The 18,131-nt window shown below is 71.0% G+C and carries 22 protein-coding genes and 1 pseudogene; 12 read left to right on the plus strand and 11 right to left on the minus strand.

Annotation, left to right across the window (positions count from 1 at the left end; translation table 11 throughout):
- Positions 1-273 precede the first annotated feature (273 nt).
- Positions 274-1,857, minus strand: coding sequence for a molybdopterin-dependent oxidoreductase (locus tag AB0B33_RS31325; RefSeq protein WP_360778141.1), 1,584 nt, complete (start codon positions 1,855-1,857; stop codon positions 274-276).
- A gap of 49 nt (positions 1,858-1,906) precedes the next feature.
- Entirely contained in the window at positions 1,907-2,887 is a 981-nt protein-coding gene (locus AB0B33_RS31330; protein ID WP_360778143.1) for a beta-ketoacyl-ACP synthase III, read from the minus strand.
- 216 nt (positions 2,888-3,103) lie between these two features.
- Here AB0B33_RS31330 and sigK point away from each other — a divergent pair, with 216 nt between their 5' ends.
- Genes sigK through AB0B33_RS31345 form a run of 3 tightly spaced genes read left to right on the plus strand, consistent with a single transcriptional unit; the run spans position 3,104 to position 4,666 of the window.
- Positions 3,104-3,703 (plus strand): ECF RNA polymerase sigma factor SigK, encoded by a 600-nt coding sequence (gene sigK / locus AB0B33_RS31335; RefSeq protein ID WP_360778145.1) that lies wholly within the window; start codon positions 3,104-3,106, stop codon positions 3,701-3,703.
- Positions 3,700-4,416, plus strand: coding sequence for an anti-sigma factor (locus AB0B33_RS31340; RefSeq protein WP_360778147.1), 717 nt, complete (start codon positions 3,700-3,702; stop codon positions 4,414-4,416). Before sigK ends, AB0B33_RS31340 begins: the two co-directional genes overlap by 4 nt.
- 55 nt (positions 4,417-4,471) lie before the next feature.
- Positions 4,472-4,666 carry a hypothetical protein gene (locus AB0B33_RS31345; protein ID WP_360778149.1) on the plus strand — a complete coding sequence of 65 codons (195 nt, stop codon included), beginning with the start codon at positions 4,472-4,474 and terminating at the stop codon, positions 4,664-4,666.
- Positions 4,667-5,169: 503 nt separating this feature from the next.
- On the opposite strand, the pseudogene AB0B33_RS31350 reads toward AB0B33_RS31345, so the two are convergent.
- Both AB0B33_RS31350 and AB0B33_RS31355 read right to left on the minus strand, forming a co-directional pair.
- Positions 5,170-6,132: pseudogene (locus tag AB0B33_RS31350) on the minus strand (pentapeptide repeat-containing protein); the annotation flags it as partial.
- A gap of 296 nt (positions 6,133-6,428) precedes the next feature.
- Positions 6,429-6,641 carry a glycoside hydrolase family 15 protein gene (locus AB0B33_RS31355; RefSeq protein ID WP_360778151.1) on the minus strand — a complete coding sequence of 71 codons (213 nt, stop codon included), beginning with the start codon at positions 6,639-6,641 and terminating at the stop codon, positions 6,429-6,431.
- Here AB0B33_RS31355 and AB0B33_RS31360 point away from each other — a divergent pair.
- From AB0B33_RS31360 to AB0B33_RS31395, 8 genes are all read left to right on the plus strand, one after another.
- Positions 6,568-7,203 carry a hypothetical protein gene (locus tag AB0B33_RS31360; RefSeq protein ID WP_360778153.1) on the plus strand — a complete coding sequence of 212 codons (636 nt, stop codon included), beginning with the start codon at positions 6,568-6,570 and terminating at the stop codon, positions 7,201-7,203. The two genes, AB0B33_RS31355 and AB0B33_RS31360, sit on opposite strands and share 74 nt — an antisense overlap.
- Positions 7,204-7,484: 281 nt before the next feature.
- On the plus strand, positions 7,485-7,958 hold the full coding sequence (locus AB0B33_RS31365; protein ID WP_360778155.1) for an Asp23/Gls24 family envelope stress response protein: 474 nt from the start codon (positions 7,485-7,487) through the stop codon (positions 7,956-7,958).
- Complete coding sequence (locus AB0B33_RS31370) at positions 7,955-8,263, plus strand: hypothetical protein (RefSeq protein WP_360778157.1); 309 nt, start codon at positions 7,955-7,957, stop codon at positions 8,261-8,263. Before AB0B33_RS31365 ends, AB0B33_RS31370 begins: the two co-directional genes overlap by 4 nt.
- On the plus strand, positions 8,260-8,436 hold the full coding sequence (locus AB0B33_RS31375) for a hypothetical protein (protein WP_360778159.1): 177 nt from the start codon (positions 8,260-8,262) through the stop codon (positions 8,434-8,436). Before AB0B33_RS31370 ends, AB0B33_RS31375 begins: the two co-directional genes overlap by 4 nt.
- Positions 8,433-8,798, plus strand: coding sequence for an Asp23/Gls24 family envelope stress response protein (locus tag AB0B33_RS31380; protein ID WP_360778161.1), 366 nt, complete (start codon positions 8,433-8,435; stop codon positions 8,796-8,798). The genes AB0B33_RS31375 and AB0B33_RS31380 overlap by 4 nt, the downstream gene beginning before the upstream one ends.
- On the plus strand, positions 8,795-9,322 hold the full coding sequence (locus AB0B33_RS31385) for a DUF6286 domain-containing protein (protein WP_360778163.1): 528 nt from the start codon (positions 8,795-8,797) through the stop codon (positions 9,320-9,322). Before AB0B33_RS31380 ends, AB0B33_RS31385 begins: the two co-directional genes overlap by 4 nt.
- Complete coding sequence (locus AB0B33_RS31390; protein ID WP_360778165.1) at positions 9,319-9,891, plus strand: alkaline shock response membrane anchor protein AmaP; 573 nt, start codon at positions 9,319-9,321, stop codon at positions 9,889-9,891. The genes AB0B33_RS31385 and AB0B33_RS31390 overlap by 4 nt, the downstream gene beginning before the upstream one ends.
- A gap of 520 nt (positions 9,892-10,411) precedes the next feature.
- Positions 10,412-11,479: a class I SAM-dependent methyltransferase gene (locus tag AB0B33_RS31395; RefSeq protein ID WP_360778167.1), complete on the plus strand. Its 1,068-nt coding sequence runs from the start codon at positions 10,412-10,414 to the stop codon at positions 11,477-11,479.
- Here AB0B33_RS31395 and AB0B33_RS31400 read toward each other — a convergent pair.
- Genes AB0B33_RS31400 through AB0B33_RS31410 form a run of 3 tightly spaced genes read right to left on the minus strand, consistent with a single transcriptional unit; the run spans position 11,443 to position 13,832 of the window.
- Positions 11,443-11,880 (minus strand): NUDIX hydrolase, encoded by a 438-nt coding sequence (locus AB0B33_RS31400; protein ID WP_360778169.1) that lies wholly within the window; start codon positions 11,878-11,880, stop codon positions 11,443-11,445. The genes AB0B33_RS31395 and AB0B33_RS31400 overlap by 37 nt on opposite strands.
- Before the next feature lie 35 nt (positions 11,881-11,915).
- Complete coding sequence (locus AB0B33_RS31405; RefSeq protein ID WP_360778171.1) at positions 11,916-12,683, minus strand: class II aldolase/adducin family protein; 768 nt, start codon at positions 12,681-12,683, stop codon at positions 11,916-11,918.
- An 18-nt stretch (positions 12,684-12,701) separates the two neighbouring features.
- Positions 12,702-13,832, minus strand: coding sequence for a glycosyltransferase family 4 protein (locus tag AB0B33_RS31410; RefSeq protein WP_360778724.1), 1,131 nt, complete (start codon positions 13,830-13,832; stop codon positions 12,702-12,704).
- Between the two features lie 368 nt (positions 13,833-14,200).
- Between AB0B33_RS31410 and AB0B33_RS31415 the strand changes: the two genes are divergently transcribed.
- The gene (locus AB0B33_RS31415; protein ID WP_360778173.1) at positions 14,201-14,983 is read left to right on the plus strand and encodes an AfsR/SARP family transcriptional regulator; all 783 of its coding nucleotides are present in this window, start codon (positions 14,201-14,203) and stop codon (positions 14,981-14,983) included.
- Here the strand turns inward: AB0B33_RS31415 and AB0B33_RS31420 are convergent.
- Genes AB0B33_RS31420 through AB0B33_RS31435 form a run of 4 tightly spaced genes read right to left on the minus strand, consistent with a single transcriptional unit; the run spans position 14,905 to position 18,121 of the window.
- On the minus strand, positions 14,905-16,155 hold the full coding sequence (locus tag AB0B33_RS31420) for an MFS transporter (RefSeq protein ID WP_360778175.1): 1,251 nt from the start codon (positions 16,153-16,155) through the stop codon (positions 14,905-14,907). The genes AB0B33_RS31415 and AB0B33_RS31420 overlap by 79 nt on opposite strands.
- A complete protein-coding gene (locus tag AB0B33_RS31425) occupies positions 16,145-16,849 on the minus strand; it encodes an HAD family hydrolase (protein ID WP_360778177.1) in 705 nt (234 codons plus the stop codon). Before AB0B33_RS31425 ends, AB0B33_RS31420 begins: the two co-directional genes overlap by 11 nt.
- On the minus strand, positions 16,846-17,358 hold the full coding sequence (locus AB0B33_RS31430) for an NUDIX hydrolase (protein ID WP_360778179.1): 513 nt from the start codon (positions 17,356-17,358) through the stop codon (positions 16,846-16,848). Before AB0B33_RS31430 ends, AB0B33_RS31425 begins: the two co-directional genes overlap by 4 nt.
- Positions 17,351-18,121: a class II aldolase/adducin family protein gene (locus AB0B33_RS31435; RefSeq protein ID WP_360778181.1), complete on the minus strand. Its 771-nt coding sequence runs from the start codon at positions 18,119-18,121 to the stop codon at positions 17,351-17,353. The genes AB0B33_RS31430 and AB0B33_RS31435 overlap by 8 nt, the downstream gene beginning before the upstream one ends.
- Positions 18,122-18,131 lie beyond the last annotated feature (10 nt).

Genomic DNA, 18,131 nt, shown 5'->3' on the forward strand with positions numbered 1-18,131 from the left:
ATCGCCACCCGCGGCGGCGCTGGACGACGGGGCGGCCACCGAGGAGGACGGGGCCGGCGCGCTGGAGCTGCCCGACGAAGCGGTGTCGCTGCTGCCGCAGGCGGTGAGGGTCAGCGCGGCGGCCGCGGTCAGGCCGATACCGGCGATGCGAAGGTTACGCACGAGAATTCACTCCAATTGGTTACGCGGCTGAGGCGATGATTTCGGCAACCGCCTTTGTTGCTGGGTATTCGGGACCCGGCGGGAATCGGATTGGTCGATCGGGAAAAAATCTCAGGCGGCGGTGAAGGTGACGTTGTGCCACCCTGTCGCGCCGTCGGGCACGGTGCCCGCGCGCTGGTCGGTCTGGGTGTAGCCGGCCTTGTCGGTGGCGCGGCAGAAGACCTGGTGCACCCCGGACGGGATGTCGACCTCGGTCCACCACATCCGCCAGGTGTTCGGGTTGACCTCCTGCGACAGCGTGGTCGCCTGCCACGGGCCCTGGTCGATGCGGACTTCGACCTTCTCGATCCCGGTGTGCTGCGCCCACGCGACCCCGGCGACCCGGACCTTTCCCTTTGGGACGTTGGCGAAGCCGCGGTGGGAGTCGATGCGCGACTCGGTCTTGATCGGCGCCTCGCGGGCCCAGCTGCGCTTGAGCCAATAGGCTTGCCGCGCGGCCCACGTGGTGACCTCGATGTCCACGACCCACTTCGTCGCCGACACGTACCCGTACAACCCCGGGGTGACCAGCCGCGCCGGGAACCCGTGCTCCAGCGGCAGCGGCTCGCCGTTCATCCCGATCGCCAGCATCGCGCCCCGGCCGCGGTCGGTCGCGGCGGCGACCGGCGTCCCGGACGTCCAGCCGTCGACACTGGTGCAGAACAGCTGCTCGGCACCGGATTTCACGCCGGCTTCGGCGAGCAGGTCGGCCAGGTCGACGCCGATGAAGTTCGACGTCGACACGTAGTCGCCGCCGACCTCGTTGGACACGCACGTCATCGTGACCGTGCGCTCGACCAGTGGCCGGCTGCGGATGTCGTTGTAGCTGTAGCGGATTTCGCGGTCGACCATGCCGTGCAGGCGCAGGCTCCAGTCTTCGGTGCGCAGCTGCGGCACCGACAACGCGGTGTCCACGCGGTAGAACTTGTCGTTCGGCGTCAGGAACGGCGGCGTGCCGAGCTTGGCGAAGTCCGCGTCCGCCGGGATCATCGGCGCGGTCCGGGCCGGCACGAGCTTGCCGACCGCCTCCCGCGACGCGGTGGCGTCGCGCGACGAGCTGATCAGCTGGCCGCCGAGGCCCAATGCCCCCGCGCCGACGGCCACGCCGGCACCGCCGAGCAGGAAGGACCGCCGCGAAGTCCCGGTCTTCTCGTCCGAGTCCGGTTCCCGCCAGACACGCGGGGCGATCCGGTGCAGCAGGAGGAACACGACGATGCCCACGACCAGGCTCGCGGCCGGTGCCAGCAGCGCGACCGCGGTCAGGTCCGGGCGCTCGAACACGGCGAACCCGCCGACCAGCCCGAACAGGGCGATCAGCACGGTGCCGGGAACGGGTGACCGTCGCGAAAGGACACCCGCGAGCGCGGCGACGCCCAGCATGACCAGCGCCATGCTGCCCAGCAGCACCAGCTTGTCGTAGGTCCCGAACGTGCGGACCGCGAAGTCCTTCAGCTCGACCGGTGTCAGGTCGATCGCGCCGTTGCCCACCGCGAGGTAGGGGGAAGCGTTGACGCTGATGAACCCCGCCACCAGGTGCCCGGCCGCCAACGCGGCGGCCAGTGCCAGGACGCCCGTGAAAGCGGCCGCGAAGAATCGCAGCCGGGCACGCGGCGGTGCTTCCGGCGCTTCTGGGATGTCGAGCTCGGTGGCGGTCATGTCAGTGTTTCGACGCAGCCCGGTCGAAGTATTGGTCTCGCCGGTTCCGTCACACCTGCTCGGGTGACAAGCCGGAATTTCCCGGGCAGCTGATGACCTGACCGGCGTAGGTCAACCCGGCGCCGAACCCGAACAGCAGCACCGGCGACCCCGCCGCGATCTCCCGCCGCGCGACGAGCTTCGACAACGCCAGCGGAATGCTCGCGGCCGAGGTGTTGCCGGACTCCGCCACGTCCGCGGCGATCACCGCGCCGGTCGCGCCGATCTTGCGGGCCAGCGCTTCGATGATGCGGACGTTGGCCTGGTGGGTCACGACACCGCCCAGCGCGCCCGGGTCGACGCCGGCGCGGTGACAAGCCTCTCGGGCGATCGGGGCGAGCGCGGTGGTGGCCCAGCGGAACACCGCCTGGCCCTCCTGCCGGAACACCGCCGGTAAGGCGCCGGGCCCGCCGGACTCGAGCGTGATGAAGCGGCCCTTCGCCGGGTCCGATCCCCACACCACCGGTCCGATCCCGGCCGGAGCCCGCTCGACGACGGCGGCGGCCGCGGCGTCACCGAAGATCACGCACGTCGAGCGGTCGGTCCAGTCGAGGAAGTCGCTCATCTTGTCGGCCCCGACCACGATCGCCCGGGTCGCGGCGCCGGCCCGGATGGCGTGGTCGGCCGCGGCCAGCGCGTAGGAGAACCCCGAGCACGCCGCGTTCAGGTCGAACGCACCCGGTGCGCTGATCCCCAGCCGCTCGGCGACCCGGCAGGCGATGGCGGGCATCCGCTCGAACGCGGTGCACGTGGCGACGAGCACGAGGTCGACGTCGGCGGCGCGGTGACCGGACCGCCGCAGGGCGGCGTCCGCCGCGGCCGTCGCCATGTCGGCGACCGACTCGCCGGGGGCCGCGACCCGGCGGCTGCGCACCCCCACCCGCTCGCGGATCCACGCATCCGACGTTCCGAGCCGGTCCGCCAGTTCGTCGTTCGTCACCACCCGGCCCGGCTGGTAGTGCCCGCACGAGACCACAGTCGAGCCTGCCATCGCTTTCCCCTCATCGAGTCCACCTCTCGTTCGGACCGCCCGGCAGCACGGCTTGCCCGATCCACTGTGGACAGCCGCCGACCACTCCTCCGGGTGGGTGGCGGTGCGGGTTTCCCCGCACCCGCACCCATCCGCGCGGGCGGCCGGGACGAACTCCTCCTGAGGCGCCGCCGACCGCGGCGCGCGACTCGGCGCCCGCCGGGAAGGACAGGTGCCATGACCGCCCGCGCAGTCGCGCTCCGCAGCGGACCCACCACGGTGGCGGAACCGCAGAGCACGCCGGAGCTGCTGCTCGCCCGCACGGCGCTCGGGGACGAGCAGGCCTTCGCCGCCCTCTACGACCAGCTGGCCGGACCGGTCTTCGGCGTCGTGCTCCAGGTGCTGCGCTCACGGGCGCACGCGGAGGAAGTGACCCAGGAGGTCCTGCTCGAGATCTGGCGCAAGGCGACGTCGTTCGACGCCGCCCGCGGGCGGGTGCGGACCTGGGCGCTGACCATCGCGCACCGGCGCGCGATCGACCGGGTCCGGTCCGAGCAGTCCGCGGCCGACCGGGAAGACCGGGCCGAGCGGCTGGACCTGCGCCGCCCCTACGACGACGTCACCGAGTCGACGCTGGATCGGTTCGACCGGGTGCAGGTCCGTGCCGCGTTGGCGGCGCTGACCGAGCTCCAGCGGGAGTCGATCCTGCTCGCCTACTTCCAGGGTTACACCTGCCGGGAGGTTTCCGAAAGACTCGGTGTCGCGGTCGGCACCGTGAAAACCCGTATGCGGGACGGACTCGTCCGCTTGCGCGACGCTCTGGGAGTGCACCGATGACCACCGCCGACGCCCACATCCTCGCCGGCGCCTACGCCCTCGACGCTGTCGACGACCTCGAACGTGCCGCGTTCACCCGGCACCTCGGCGAATGCCCGGTCTGCGCCGAGGAGGTCGCCGGTTTCCGGGAGACCGCCGCCCTGCTGGGCACCGCGGCCGCCGCCGGCCCGGATGAGAGCTTCCGCCGGAACGTGCTCGCCGAGGTCTCCCAGACGCGGCAGCTTCCGCCCCGCGTCGCCGAGCCGGCGGTGCCGGCGCGGCGCACCCCGTGGCGCAGGCGGGCCGTGATCGGGCTGGCCTCCGTCGCCGCGGCCGCGGCGGTGCTCGCCGGCGGGATCGGCATCGGGCTGGACCAGTCGGTCTCGGACCGTCCGGCACCGGTGGCCGACGGCGGCGCGGTGACGTCCGCGCCCGACGCGACCACTGTGCGCACGACCGCGGTCGGCGGCGGCTCCGTCTCGGCCACCGCCTCCCGGCAGCTGGGCAAGGTCCTCGTCGCCGCGCGAGCGCTGCCGAGCCTGGACGCCGGCCACGCCTACGAGGTGTGGCTGACCGGGCCGGGCGCCCCGAGGTCGGCGGGCCTGGTGGACCCCGACGGCTCCGTCGAGGCAGCCCTCCCGGCCGGCACCGACGGTGTGGCGGTGACCATCGAACCCGCCACCGGATCGCTGCAGCCGACGACACCGTCGATCGCCGGCCTCGCGGTGAGCTGAACCCGGCGGGCCCCACTCGGGCGATCCGGCGTTCGAAGGGCCGCCCGGCTCCTTCGTGGAGCGGCTGGGTCCCACGCTCACGGCGCTGCTCGACGCGGCGGCCGCCGACGGTGACCTCGGTGCCGAGGACCTCCTGCACGCGACCGCGTTGTCGTGCCGGCCCGCACTCGGCCACGAGCCGGCGCCGCCGCGGGGCGGCGGCGGCCGGGCCGTCGTCGGGGACCCCGGTGCCGAAGAACATCTCGGGTGAACGTCGCCGGCAGGTCGACAAGAGCCCGGGTCGAGCAGATCCACACCGCGGAGTCCGCCGTGGGTGCGGCCGGCTCGCCGGTGAGCGCGCTCATGACCTGTCGCCACCACCACTCCGCCTCGGCCGCCGCCTGCTCCACGGTTCGAACGCCAGAACCCCACCGAGCGTCGCACCCTCGAAACCGGTCTCGCCGTCGAAAGTCGCACCGTCCAGCAAGACGCCGTCGGTGAACACCGCACCACCGAACCGGACGTCACCCACGAAGGTCGCGTCGCCGACCTCCGGTCGGCCCGCGAAGCTCGCCCGTTCGAACCCGACGCCGCCGGCGAACGTCGTGCTGCCGAAGCCGGCGCCACGACCGAACGCCGCACTGCCGAACCGGGCTTCACCGGCGAACGTCGCGCCACCAAAACTCGCATGGGCCGTGAAACCGGTCCGATCGAAACTTCCTCGAAGGTAGCGCATCCGTTGAACGTCACCTTTCCGAACCGAGCGTCGCCGACGAAATCCGTACCGGTGAACGCGACATCCTTCCCGAAGGTGCTGTTGTGGAACCTCGCCTCGCCACCGAACCTGGTCGTTCGGAACACGGACCGGCGAGTGAACGTGACGACAGCGAAACCGGCGTTCCCCGTGAATGCCACATTCTTGAAGTAGGCATCGCCCGAGAAGACGACACCGACGAACTGCGCGTTCTCAGCGAACAGCACATTACCGAACTGGGCATTCCCGGCGAATTTAGCCGCGCCGAACGTGGCCGTGCTTGCGAAGGTCGTCATGCCGAAACGAGCGTTCCCGGTGAAGGTCGCACCACCGAATGCGGCGTCGCCGACGAAGGTCGCGCCGGCGAAGCGACCGTTGCGCACTCGGCAGTTACCCAGGTTGAAATCGACCAGGTGCGCGTTCGTGAGGTCGAGGTCCATGCCGTCCCAGAAGACTCCGCTGTCGGGAAGGAGGTGTTCGGCCAGGATGCGCTGAGCAGCCAGCCGGATTTCAGCCCCCCGATCGTCTTCCGGGGAGTCGTCGGGCATGCGCAGGTACGCGCACACCACGTTGACGATGCTCTGCCGCTGGCGGACGTTGTTCTGGGCCAGCCGTTCCAACGCGTACAGGCCGGCCAAGCGCACGGAGGCCTCGGCGGAGCCGAGCTGGTCGGCGGCCTTGGTGTAGAGCTCGGTGAGGTTCTTCTCGACCGCGTCGTACTCGTTGTGCCATTGCCGTCGCACCGCCAGCAGGAGAGCGAAGATCCCCGTGGTACCGGCACCGATGCCGAGGCCGGTCTTGATCGCCTCGACCCGCGCGGCGCCTGGGTCCTTCGCCGCAGCAGCCTCGTCGAGGAGCCAGCCGGTAGCGGCCCACGCCACGACGACCACCACTACCGCGGCACCGGTGACCACCCACCAGCTCATGCCGAAGGTGCGGATGCCCGGGCCGCGATCGCCGGGCTTTCGGTCACGACGCAGCATTTTGCCGCCGACGAGCGAAAGGCCCGCACCGACGGCGAACAGAGCGAACGACGGTGCGTGTGGACGCGCCCAGCGGCCCACGGCCGACCAGTCGACCCATCCGGCCAGCCCGACCCCACCCGCGAGCAACGCCACCCCACCCAGCACCAGCACGCCGACGGCGGGCTGCCTGGCCACCTCGTTTCCCCACCTCGTCACGTTCGATCAATCGTCCGGGGCAGGCCCGCTTTAACACCGGCCTCTGTTCCGGCCGTCGGACGGTCCGACATCCTCACCCACGGGCCACGAAGCAGGCGTCATGGCTCTCCCCCAAGCCGGTGCGCCGTTTCGAGCAGGAGAGCGTGCACGAAGGCCTGAGGCAAGTTGCCCCGTAGCTGCCGCTGCCGTGCGTCGTACTCCTCGGCCAGCAGCCCCCGGCGGACCGCAGCCGCGCGGTTGCGCTCGAACCAGCGCCATCCCGAACCCGCACAGGAGGAACGCACCTTCAGCGTCGCCAAGTGGACGGTCATCGGGCGCGAAGCGGTACACGGAGCCGTCCTCGCACAGTTCCGATCGCACGGCGTGCAGTGTTGCGATCGTGCGGGGATCCTCGGCCGGCAGGGCGCCGCGGACCGGGGGCAGCAGCAGCGCCGCGTCGGTACCGGCCGGGGTCGGGCTGCGTTGCCAGCCGCCGCCATGGTCGATGCAGCGGCGGGCGGTTTCGGCGAGCAAGGTGTCGGCGAGGCCGGACAACTCGGCCGCGCGGCGGCCGGCGCGGTGCCGGGCGAAGGCGCGCAGGTCCGCGACACAGGCGGGGCGAGAGCGGGAGCACCAGTCGTCGGCGGGTTCCCGGACTCCGGCTTCCGGCTCGTCCCGGCACCGCGTGATCAGGTCGAGGCAGAAGTCGGCGGCGCGTTCGGTGTCCGTGGTGAGGTGGTCGTGGCGGGCCACCGTCGCGAACAGCTGCCGCGGGTCTCCCTCGGCTGGGCACTGCTGGCACTTGCCGCCCGCTCTCCCCCGCGGACGCTGCGGCAGCTCGAGTGGACGAACGCCACGCTCGAGATCCTCTCCCCGCAGGTGCTGGCGAGCTGAAGCAACGCCTGTCCGGACCATGAACAGCTCCCGGCTACCGATGTCCCCATCATCGCCGTACGGCTGATCCATCCCGGCGAAGGCGCGGCAGTGGTCGCACTCGCGGCTCGGGCGACGGCCCGAAGTGCTCACCCGGCCAGGTAGCTCCCCCACTCCACGACCGTGGCCCGCTTCACACGATCGGGTCGTGACGATCTTCTCGGCGTGGGGTCTGTCGTTCGTGGAGGAAGGATCGAGGTGCTTCCCCTGCGAACACAAGTGATCCGCGCGAAGGAGTCAGCATGACGAACGCCGCCACCAAGGTCCCCGCTCAGCAGAGCTCGCCCGACACCGGCCGGAAGGACGCCGCCGACAGCGCCCTCGTGACCACCCAGGGTTCGACGTCGATCTCCGACGTCGTGGTCCAGAAGATCGCCGGCCTGGCCACCCGGGAAGTCTCCGGCGTGCACGCGCTCGGCGGCGGCGCCGCCCGCGCGTTCTCCGCGATCCGCGAACGCATCCCCGGCGCGACCGCCTCGGCCGGACAGGGAGTCTCGGTCGAGGTCGGCGAAAAGCAGGCCGCGGTCGACCTGCAGATCGTCGTCGAGTACGGCGTCTCCATCGCCGACCTGTCCCGGTCGGTGCGCCGCAACGTGATCACCGCGGTCGAGCGGATGACCGGCCTCGAAGTCGTCGAGGTCAACATCCACGTCGGTGACCTGCACCTCCCCTCCGACGACGAGGGCGAAAGCACCGACGCCGGCCGGGTGCAGTGACCACCGAACCGGACGCCGCCCGGATCGCCGCCGCCGTGCGGACCGTGCCCGGGGTGACCGGCCTGCACGGCGGGCGGTTCGGCGAAATCGCCACCCTGGACCCACCGCGGCGGGTCGTCGGCGTCCGGGTCCGCGAGGACGAGGTGACCGTCGCCGTGATCGCGCAGTACCCGGTCGTGGCCGGCGCCATCGCCACGGCCGTGCGGGCCGCCGCCGGAGTCACCGGGCGGCCCGTGCACGTCGTGCTCGCGGACCTCACCGATCCACCCGCTACCGAGGAAGAACCGAAGGAGAAGGTCTCGTGAACTCAACCCAGCTCGGCCTGCTGACCGGCCTCGCCCTGGGCTTGGCCGTCGCGTTCGGCGGGTTCGGGGCGTTCGCCGCCGTCGCCCTGCTGGGCGTGATCGGCCTGCTGGCCGGCCGTTTCCTCGACGGCAAACTCGACCTGTCCCGGCTCACCGGGCGCGATCGCGGGTGAGCACCGAACCCGAACGCGGCACGCTCACCATCGCCGACCAGGTGGTGCAGCGGCTCGCCGCCCACGCGGTCCGCGAAGTGGACGACGTCGGCGGAGCGGCCGGCCGGCTTCTCGGCGTCAGCCTCGGCGGCGAGGATCCGGAGCGCTCGGCCAAGGTCACGGCCTCGGTCGCCGACACGACGGTCGCCCTCGACGTGCGGCTCTCGATCGCCTACCCCGCCTCGGTCACCCGCACCACGGAACGGGCGCGTGCGCACCTCGTCCAGCGGGTGGAGGAGCTGACCGGCCTCAGCGTCACGCGCGTCGACCTCACCGTCACCGCCCTGCACACCGACGTCACCACGGGCAGGAGGATCGAATGAAGCGGCGGCCCCGCCGGAGTGTTCCGGCTCTCCTCAGCGCGCTGGTGCTGCTGGGCGCCTGCGTGGTGATCACCGTCGTCGCGGTCCAGATGCTCCTGGGCGAACGGCCGTGGCTCAGCTACGACGCGGTGGCCGGCACGCTGCACGACTTGCGCTGGACCGACGTGCTCCCGGCCGTGGCCGGCGGGGTCCTCGCGCTGCTCGGTCTCGTGCTGGTGCTGGCCGCGGTCGTTCCCGGCGCGGCCACCGTGCTGCCGCTGAACGGCCTCTTCGACGCCGGCGCCGCGCGCGGCGGCTACCGGTCGACCTTGCGCGCCGCGGCGGCCGGGGTCGACGGTGTCGCCCGCGCCCGGGTCAAGCTCGGCAAGCGACGGGCGAAGATCCGGGTCGACACCGCCCGGAGCCGGCCGGAGGGCCTGGCCGACGCCGTCCACGCGGCGGTCACCCAGCGGCTCGAGCAGATCGGCCCGGCCGGCCGGCCCACCGTGACCGTGCGCGTCCGAGCCCCGAGGAGGAACTCATGACCAGCCTCAACCGCCCGGCGCGGCTCAACCGGGTCGCCTTGTTCCTGCTCGGGCTGATCTCGCTGGCCGCGGGCGGCTTCGCGCTCGCGACCCACTTCGGCCGCCTGCGCGTCGTCGACCCCTCGGCCACGCTCGTGACCGGGACCGCCGCCCCGCCGACGTGGGCGCTCTACGTCACCGCCGGGACAGCCGTCGTGCTCGGTCTCCTCATGCTGCGCTGGATGCTCGCGCAGCTGTCGCCCCGGCCACGGACACGGGCATGGCGGTTCGACACCGAACCCATCCACGGCCGCACCGAACTCGCGGCCGACGTCGCGGTGGCGCCGTTCGCAGCCGAACTACGCACGTACCCGGGCGTCCACACCGCCCGCGCCACCTTGGCCGGCACCCGAGAAGAACCAACCCTGGCCCTGGTGGTTTCCGTAACCGAGGACGGCGACCCCACAACGATCCGCGAACGACTCGACCTCGACGGCCTGCCCAGGCTGCGGCAGGCACTCGACCTCGACGACCTCCCGGTGGTCCTCGAGTTCCGCTTCACCACCGGCGTCGGACCACGGATCCGCTGACCGGCCACGCCCGGTCAGCGACCCCGGGCCGGAGCTGGGTGAGCAGCTCGACGCGCGGAACCGGTCGCACAAGAGTTTCTTCACCGCAATGGTCCGATGCCGACCCAGTCCGAGATCGGCCGCCACAGACGAGCACGAGAAGCACCCGGCCGCGAACCGGCGGGCCGCTGTCGAGCCCGGCAACCACGTCCGGGTTCTCGGCGACACCGCCGCCGGCTCTCGACCCGCGCCGTGGACGTCGACGAGCGGGCTGTCCAGGTCCCCCGCCAGGTCGTCCGGCGCCGGCCGGGCCGGATCGCGCCGCGACCGGGCAGTGCGGGCTCGCGCTCGGCTCGGCCAACAGCCGGTTTCACCCGGACAGACCTTGACCGCGAGAGAGCGTGCCGCTGTTCCGATACGGCCGCCACCTTCCGATCGAGAATCGCGGAATTGGGCTCGGAATGCACTTCCGACACCCCGGATACCGCGTAGAATCCCCACGGGGGATCACTCATCAACTCTTCCCCGTGAAGGATGAGTCATGGACTTGACCGACGAAGAACTCTTGCGAATCCAGCCGGAGCGGATGGCTGCCGCCTACCTGGAATACCGCCGGTCCGGCTACGAGTTCGTCTACCGCGCGGCCTTGGACAATGGAGTGCTCGCCGAGCTCGAGACGCCACTGACCGTGGCGCAGTTCGTGGCCAGGCACGGAGTTGTGCCGGGCAAGGTCGCGGTGGCCGAGTTGCTGCTCGGAGCACTGAACAGGTGCGGAGCGGTTCGCCGGGTCGGTGATCAGCCCACGCGCTTCGGTGCGGTGGCCGATTACGCGCCGCCGCGGTCCATCGACGACGAGCTGATCCGGTTGGCCACCGGTAAATCGAGCTACCGGGAGCTCGGGTACAGCGGAAGTTTCGGCCGGGTGGTGGCATCGCTGACCCGAGAGGAAAAGCAGGCATTGTCGGGCTTCGACGCCTCGAACGCCGATCTCTGGGATCAGGGAATGCAGTTGCCGTATTACCGGTACGCTCGAATGAGTGCGGTGCGCACACTGGTTTCCACGGGCGTGAACCTACTCGACCTGGCTTCCGGGACCGGATTGGGCCTGCTCGAACTCGCGCGGCACGCGAACGGCGGCGGTGCGGGCCGGTTCGTTGGCGTGGAGGTCAGCGCGGACTTCGTCCGGGTCTCGGCCGAACGCACCGCCGATGACCCCCGCACTTGCGTTGTCCGGGGAAATCTGGAACAGCCACTCACCCTTCCCGGTGCGCAGTGCTTCGACGGTGCGATGCTGGTCGGCGCTTATCACTACCTCCGGGATTCGGCGCCGATGTGGCGGAGCATGATGCGGCTGGTGCGAGCCGGCGGTGTGGTGTGCCTGGCGATGGCGTACTTCCGCACTGGCAGCTACGATCAGGAACTGGTCGATCTCCGTTATGCACAAAGAAATCCGGTCGCGCGCCCGCGTACCCGCGCGCAGGTGGTCGCCGAGGCGCGGGCAGCGGGTTTCGTGCTGGAAAGCGAGTTCTGGTTCGGCTGCTTCGGGTGGCTCGCGTTCCGCCGGACAGCCGATCACTGCGGGCCGGACGGCACGGGCAAGACCTCGTAGCCGAATTCCATGTAGGCCACCCGGCCGACGTCGTGCGCGCGGCGGCACACCTCGATCCGCCGGGCGATCCGCGGCGCCATCAGCTCCCGGAACCGGCGCATGTCGACGAACTGCCACGCCGACAGCTCATCAGCCGGAAGCCGGATCGCGGGAAGCAGCTCGTCGCGGATCCGGCCGGCGAAGACGAACACGTTTGCCTCGTCGCGGCCCGGCCGCGGAGGTACCCAGTCCACTCCGGCCAGCGGACCGAGCACCGGGGTGATGCCGAGCTCCTCGCGAAGTTCGCGCACGCACGCCGCGTGCGGCGACTCGCCCTCCTCGATCACCCCGCCCGGCAAGCCCCAGCCCGGTTTGTACGTGGGCTTGACGACGAGAACGCGTCCGTGGTCGTCGAACAGCATGCCCGCGGACGCGCCCCTGGTGCCCGGTCGCGCGTTCAGCGGCTGTTCCCCGAGTACACGCTGTCCGACCAGGTGCCGCCGGGGTTGTGCAGCGCGTCGGGTTTGATCCCGCTGATCCCGCCGTGCAGGGTGGCCTGGAACAGCGCTGTCCGGGCGCTGACCTCGATCCTCGTCAGGTTCTCGACGGCCTCGTCGAGGTGGCGGGCGAAGACGAACACACCGTGCCGGTAGACCACGAAACCGAGGCCGTGCCGGTCCAGTTCGCCGGCGCGGGGGCCGAAGTGTTCCAACATCTGGGGGTTCACGGTGAGAAGGTAGCCCGCGATGACGTCCGGGCGTGATCCCATGCATTCGGCGACCTCGATGTCGACCCGCCCGGTGAGCACATCCTCCTTGACGGCGGGATCGTCCGAGGTGAAGCAGGGCACTTCACCCATCGTGTCGAGCTTGTTCGTGCAGGATGGCACGCCGAGACCGAGCGAGGCGAACGCCAGGCTGTAGGGCGCGTGGGAGTGCACGATGGCGTTGCAGTTCGGGAACTCCCGGTAGATCGCCATGTGCAACGGCGCGTCCGGTGGCGCCAGGTCCGTGGCGCGCTCCACGATCGAGCCCTCGGGGCTGTACACCATCAGGTTGCGGGCGGTGATGTCCCACCGCACGAAAGCGGAGCTCGCGGTGGTGCTGACGATGTTGCCGGTGCCGGCGCGGACGCTGACCGAACCACCGGCCGGATCCAGGGTACCCCAGCGCGTCATGTCGCTGACGGACCGGATGATGTGGTGGCGTTCGGCTTCGTGACCCATTCTGGTGATCCTTTCGATCTATGCCGTCCGGTCGGCTGCGGACAGCGGTGAGGGGTGCCTGCTCCACTCGGGAACTTCCTGCGCGAGCCGGGCGTAGGCGAGGAAACAACGGGTCTGGGAGAACGATCGGGCGTTGAGCCGGGCTCGGCTGCCCAGCGCGTCGAGACGGCTCGCGGGCCACCCGGCGGCCTCGGCCAGAGCGGCGGTGAGACCGGCGGGATCGCCCGCGGGGTAAACCAGACCGGTGATCCCGGGCACCACCAGTTCGGTGCTGCCCCCGCGATCCGGCACGATCTGGGGGATCCCGGCTCCGCCTGCTTCGAGCACCGAACGGCCGAAGCCCTCGATGTCACAGGCCGTGACGAGGACATCGGTACCGGCCAGCCACCGGTGATCCGGTACGTGGCCCCGGAACCGGACGTCCTGGCCGCGGCAGAGTTCTTCCGCCAGCCGCCGGAGCTCCGGTAACGCCGTCCCGGTCCCGTAGATGTTGAGCTGTGCGCGCGCGGCGAGTTCCTCGGGCAAGCGCGCGAAAGCACGGATCACCTGGTCGATCAGCTTCCACGGCTCGGTGCGGGCGACCACCGAAAACCTGCGTGGCAGCGGTGGCTTCCGCGCTTTCCGGTACAGGTCGAGGCGGACGGCGTTGTGTATGGTGACCGCGTTGACCGGGCGCGGAGACGATTCCCGGATGCTTCTCGTCGCGGCCTCGCTGACGCCGACCCAGCAGCCGGCCCGGGAGAGGATGTCCCAGTCGAGATCGCCGGGCAGGCGCGGAACCAGCCGCCGCTCCCGGGGATCGACGGTCCGCAGGCCCTGGTCCGCGACGAGGATTCCCCGCAGCACCGATATCACCGGCACGGCGAAGGACTCCGCCAGCGCGATGTCGACCATCGCCGTCCGGTGCGCTCCGATGAGCACCGTCCCGGCCGGGTCCACCCCGAGTTCGGTGACCAGCGCCCGTTCGTAGGCGTCGAGATCCGCGACCTGCCTCATGCGGACGTCCTGCGGGCCCGGCCGGAGAGCGCCGCCGTTGTCCCACCACACGACGGCGACGTCCACCCCGAGCAGTTCGCGAAGACCTTGCGCGAGTTCGAGTGTCGACCGCTCCGCGCCGCCGGACGCCGTTGTCAGCCACGTCAGCACCACGCGCCGCAAGGCCGTTCTGCTCGCTGGTGACCGCGGTACCCATCGACTGACCATTGGGTCAACTCTGCCAACCGAACCCACGGGAACGCCACAAAAATTCCACAATCGCGGCGCGGCCGAGTTTGGTCCGATCGGGTGGCATCCGACTGCTCGGCCAAACCGTTCCGCCTTCCCGAACGTTGGCCGATCACGATGCGGCGGAAAGGAATGGTGTGCCACAGGGAGGGGAGGTCGGGCGCGTCTCATCTGAGAATCCCTTACAGCCGGGTGTCACCACGGGCGTGCGAGACGGAACGATTCATTTCAGCGTGGCACCTCGTGAATGCGCTGTCGTCAGTCGATCCTCGGGAGCAGTGGGGGGCATGACAATGGATTTCCGCGTGCTGGGTCCGGTCGAGGTCGGCCCGGCGAGCCGGGTGAGCGGCCTCGGGACGCCGAAGCAACGAGCACTACTGAGCATATTGCTGCTCAATGCCAACCACATCGTGTCGGTGGACCGGCTCACCGCGATGCTGTGGGACGGCCCGGCTCCGCGCTCGGCGATCGCGAACGTCTACAGCTATGTCGCCGGTGTCCGCCGACTGCTCGACACCGCCGGCGACGCCGGGCGCGACCGCCTGATCACCAGGATGCCCGGGTACCTGTTGCGCGTGCGCGCCGACGAACTCGATCTGTCGGTCTTCGACCGGCTCGCGACGCAGGGCCGGGCCGCACTGCGCCGGTCCGACCACGAGCTGGCCGCCGAGTGCCTGAGCGGCGCATTGGCTCTGTGGCGCGGAAAACCGCTCGAAGACGTCCGCGTCACCCCCGCGCTGATGGCGCCTGTCACGGCGCTGGAGGGGCGCCGGATCGACGTGTTGAACGACCTCGTCCAGGCCCGGCTACGACTCGGGTTGCACAAGGAAGTGGTGGGTGAGCTCCGCGAGCTGGTCACGGCTTCCCCGATCTCCGAACTCACCTGGTCGCAGTACATGTTCGCGTTGTACCGGTCCGGCCGCAAGGGAGAGGCCCTGGACGCCTACCTGGACGCGCGTCGGAACCTGGTTTCGCAGACGGGTGTGGAGCCCTCCGCCTATCTCCGACGCGTCCACCAGGCGATCCTCGCCGGTGCGCCCTCCAGCGAAGTGCTCGAGCATTGCTGCCGGGACTGACCGAGCCGTTCGGCCGTCACCGGCAGGAGCGCCCCACCGGCGAGTGGGGCGACCGCGATGACGACGAACGCCCCCGCGTAGCCGGCTCCGCCGATGACGGCACTCAGCACCACCGGGCCGGCGGTGGTCACCAGGCTCTGCAGCGTGTGCTGGACTCCCAGCGCACGACCCAGCCGGGCCCGCGCGGCGAACGAGGCGACCACCGTGGAGGCCAGCCCGTACCCGGTGACCGTCGAGACGCAGGCGACGAACACCATGACCGTGCCCAGCCAGGTCCCGGTCAGCGCACCGAGCACGACGAGCAGCAGCACGACGGCGTTGCCGAAGGCGAAGATCCGCATCAGTCCCAGCGGGGCGCCGAGACGGTCCGCGACATAGCCGACCAGCGGCCGGGTGAGCACGGTGAGCAGCAACGCCCCGCTGAGCAGCCAGCCCGCCCGCACCGGGCTCCAGCCCCGATCGTCCACGAGGTAGCTGACGCTGAAGGTGAGCAGCGCCGACTGCGGCAGGATGAGCAGTGCGCAGGCCCCGTACATCCGCCGCCACGGCACCGGCGCGGCATCGCCGGACGCCGGACCGGCCGGGGGATCGCCCGGCCGGGACCGGCCGCCGAACAGGAACACCACCGCCGCTGTCAGCAGGCAGAGCCCGGCCATACCGAGCCAGAGGACGGGCAAGCCGCAGGCAGCCGCGACGCCCGGAACGACCGCCGCGGCCAGCGCCGAACTGAGCGGTGTCGCGGTCTGGGTCAAGCCGAGAGCCAAAGCGCGCTGCCGGGCCGGAAACCGCCGCACCACCGCCTGCCCGCTCGGTGCGTAGACCGAGCTCGCGGTCATCCCGACGAGGGCGAAAACACCGAACAGGGCCGCGACACCACCGGTGGCGGCGGCCACGCACAGGAAGAAGGCGCAGAGAGTCAGGCCGCAGGACATGGCACGTCGTTCGCCGAAGCGGTCGGCCACCAGGCCCCAGCCCAGCATGGACACGGTCAGTCCGCCGTTGGCGACCCCGACCAGAGCTCCGGCCAGCGCCAGCGACATCCCGGTCTCCGCTCGCAAGGCCGGCAGCACCAGGGAGAGCTGGAAAACCGCGGTGGCACCGACCGCCCAGGCGATCAGGCTCACGGTGAGCAGGATCCAGCGGTTCGGGGTGCGGCCGGCGCTACCGTCCATGAGCATGCACCCACGCGGCCAGGTCGCCGAGGCTGCGCAGGTGTTCGTGCCGACCCGGCGGATCGGGGCAGTCGAGGTGCGGATCGAGGTGCAGGGGCCGGATCCCGGCGGCGAGCGCGCCGTCCACATCGATCCGGGCGGTGTCGCCGACGTAGACGGTCCGCCCCGGCCGGGCGTCCAGCTCCCGCAGCGCGAGGTGGAAGATCCCGGGATCCGGTTTGGCGATCCCGACCAGCGCGGAGTCGATCACCAGGGCCACCGGGGTCCCGGCTCCCGGCCCGACCTGGCAGATACCGGCCTGCCGCAGCTGTGCGGCCACCACCCCGACCGAGTTGGACACCACGCCGAGCACGACCGGCAAGGAACTCAGCGCTCGCAACGACTTCGCGGCCCCACGCAGCTCTCGGGTCCACGCCGGACCGTCGATCGCGGTGGAGAGTTCAGCGGCCACCCGCTCGACACGCTCGTCCTGCACCCCGCACGCCCGGGCAAACGCCCTCAGGTACAGCAGGCGATCACGGGGAGGAGACGCGTCGTTCGCCGCGGTGGCCGCGTAGTGGGCACGGTCGATCACACCCACGTCGGCCCGCACCCCCGCGGCCCGCAGGATCGTGATCACCGCTTCAGCGGCAGGCATGATCAGCACTCCCCCGGCGTCCAGCAGCACGGTTTCGATCGGTTCACGGGGGCTCATCCCGGCCTCTCCCCGGAACCGCCGTACCAGGCCGGTTTCGTCGGCTCCTCGTAGTAGACCGTCCCTCCGCCGAGATATCCCTCGACGCACGAGCGGACCCGGCGTTCGGTGTGCGGTTCCACGTCCGGGAGCGCCGACACCGGAAAGAAGCCGAATTCGGCGATCTCGCCGGGATCCGGCTCGATGACCGCCTGGACGGGCTCGGGCAGCCGGCCGGCGAACACGAACAGGTTCGACGGCGCGCGGCGTGGCCGGGGCGGGAACCACACCACTCCGACCAGCCGCTCGATGACCGGGGTGATGCCGAGTTCCTCCCGCACCTCACGGGTACACGCGGCCAGCGGGGACTCGCCGGCCTCGATCACGCCGCCGGGCAGGTCCCAGACCGGCTTGTACGCGGGCCGGACCAGGAGCACCCGGCCGGTGCCGTCGAGCTGCACCGCCCCGGCGGCGCCCCTGGTCCGGGCCAGTTGCGCGTAGTACGCGCTTTCGGCGAGACCGTCAGACATCCGCGAGCTGCTGTTCGGCACCCAGCCCGGCCTTCGGGAACAGGAGGTTGGGCTCGACCCCGGCCAGCCCGCCGCGCAGGATCGCCTGGAAGACCGCCGTCCGCGCGCTCATCTCCACCCTGGCCAGGTTCTCCACCGCCTCGGTCAGTCCACGGGCGAACGTGAAGGCACCATGGCGGTAGAGCACGCACGCCAGGCCGTGGCGCTTGAGTTCGCCCGCCCGCGGGCCCAGTTTCTCCTTCAGCTGCGGGATGAGCTGGTAGGTGTCGACTGCCGCGATTTCCGGCCGCTGGGCGATGCCGTCGGGCAGCTTGATCTCGGGGCGGTCCGACTCACCGCTGAGCACCCCGCCCTTGACCGCGGTGTCGTCGGCGATCAAGCAGGGCACCTCGCCCAGGGTGTCCAGCTGGTTGACGCAGGAAGGGATGCCCATGCCCAGTGAGGCGAACGCGAGCACGTAGGCGTTGTGCGCGTGCACGATCGCGCGGCAGTCGGGGAACATCTCGTAGGCGGCCATGTGGATCAGCGCGCCCACCGGGGCCACTCCCCCGGTGCGCTCCCGCAGTTCGCCGGTCGCCGAGATCACCGTCATGTCGCGCGGGGTGACCTTCCAGCGGGCGAAGGCCGAGCCGGTGGCGGTGACGATGATGTCGCCGTTGTCGGCCCGGACGCTCAGACCGCCGCCGGTGGTCTCGATCAGCCCCCAACGGGCCATGTCGGTGATGCTTTCCACGAGCAGCTGCCGTTCGGCTTCGTACAACATGTTCTCTCCT

Origin of the sequence: Amycolatopsis sp. NPDC049159, assembly GCF_040648295.1 — a bacterium.
Classification (GTDB): Bacteria; Actinomycetota; Actinomycetes; order Mycobacteriales; family Pseudonocardiaceae; genus Amycolatopsis; species Amycolatopsis pretoriensis_A.

Excerpts from the sequence above, each read along its gene's own strand:
- AB0B33_RS31325 (WP_360778141.1), bottom strand. The coding sequence starts at position 1,857 with ATGACCGCCACCGAGCTCGACATCCCAGAAGCGCCGGAAGCACCGCCG.
- AB0B33_RS31330 (WP_360778143.1), bottom strand. The coding sequence starts at position 2,887 with ATGGCAGGCTCGACTGTGGTCTCGTGCGGGCACTACCAGCCGGGCCGG.
- sigK (WP_360778145.1), top strand. The coding sequence starts at position 3,104 with ATGACCGCCCGCGCAGTCGCGCTCCGCAGCGGACCCACCACGGTGGCG.
- AB0B33_RS31340 (WP_360778147.1), top strand. The coding sequence starts at position 3,700 with ATGACCACCGCCGACGCCCACATCCTCGCCGGCGCCTACGCCCTCGAC.
- AB0B33_RS31355 (WP_360778151.1), bottom strand. The coding sequence starts at position 6,641 with ATGACCGTCCACTTGGCGACGCTGAAGGTGCGTTCCTCCTGTGCGGGT.
- AB0B33_RS31365 (WP_360778155.1), top strand. The coding sequence starts at position 7,485 with ATGACGAACGCCGCCACCAAGGTCCCCGCTCAGCAGAGCTCGCCCGAC.
- AB0B33_RS31385 (WP_360778163.1), top strand. The coding sequence starts at position 8,795 with ATGAAGCGGCGGCCCCGCCGGAGTGTTCCGGCTCTCCTCAGCGCGCTG.
- AB0B33_RS31390 (WP_360778165.1), top strand. The coding sequence starts at position 9,319 with ATGACCAGCCTCAACCGCCCGGCGCGGCTCAACCGGGTCGCCTTGTTC.
- AB0B33_RS31395 (WP_360778167.1), top strand. The coding sequence starts at position 10,412 with ATGGACTTGACCGACGAAGAACTCTTGCGAATCCAGCCGGAGCGGATG.
- AB0B33_RS31400 (WP_360778169.1), bottom strand. The coding sequence starts at position 11,880 with ATGCTGTTCGACGACCACGGACGCGTTCTCGTCGTCAAGCCCACGTAC.
- AB0B33_RS31405 (WP_360778171.1), bottom strand. The coding sequence starts at position 12,683 with ATGGGTCACGAAGCCGAACGCCACCACATCATCCGGTCCGTCAGCGAC.
- AB0B33_RS31415 (WP_360778173.1), top strand. The coding sequence starts at position 14,201 with ATGGATTTCCGCGTGCTGGGTCCGGTCGAGGTCGGCCCGGCGAGCCGG.
- AB0B33_RS31420 (WP_360778175.1), bottom strand. The coding sequence starts at position 16,155 with ATGGACGGTAGCGCCGGCCGCACCCCGAACCGCTGGATCCTGCTCACC.
- AB0B33_RS31425 (WP_360778177.1), bottom strand. The coding sequence starts at position 16,849 with ATGAGCCCCCGTGAACCGATCGAAACCGTGCTGCTGGACGCCGGGGGA.
- AB0B33_RS31430 (WP_360778179.1), bottom strand. The coding sequence starts at position 17,358 with ATGTCTGACGGTCTCGCCGAAAGCGCGTACTACGCGCAACTGGCCCGG.
- AB0B33_RS31435 (WP_360778181.1), bottom strand. The coding sequence starts at position 18,121 with ATGTTGTACGAAGCCGAACGGCAGCTGCTCGTGGAAAGCATCACCGAC.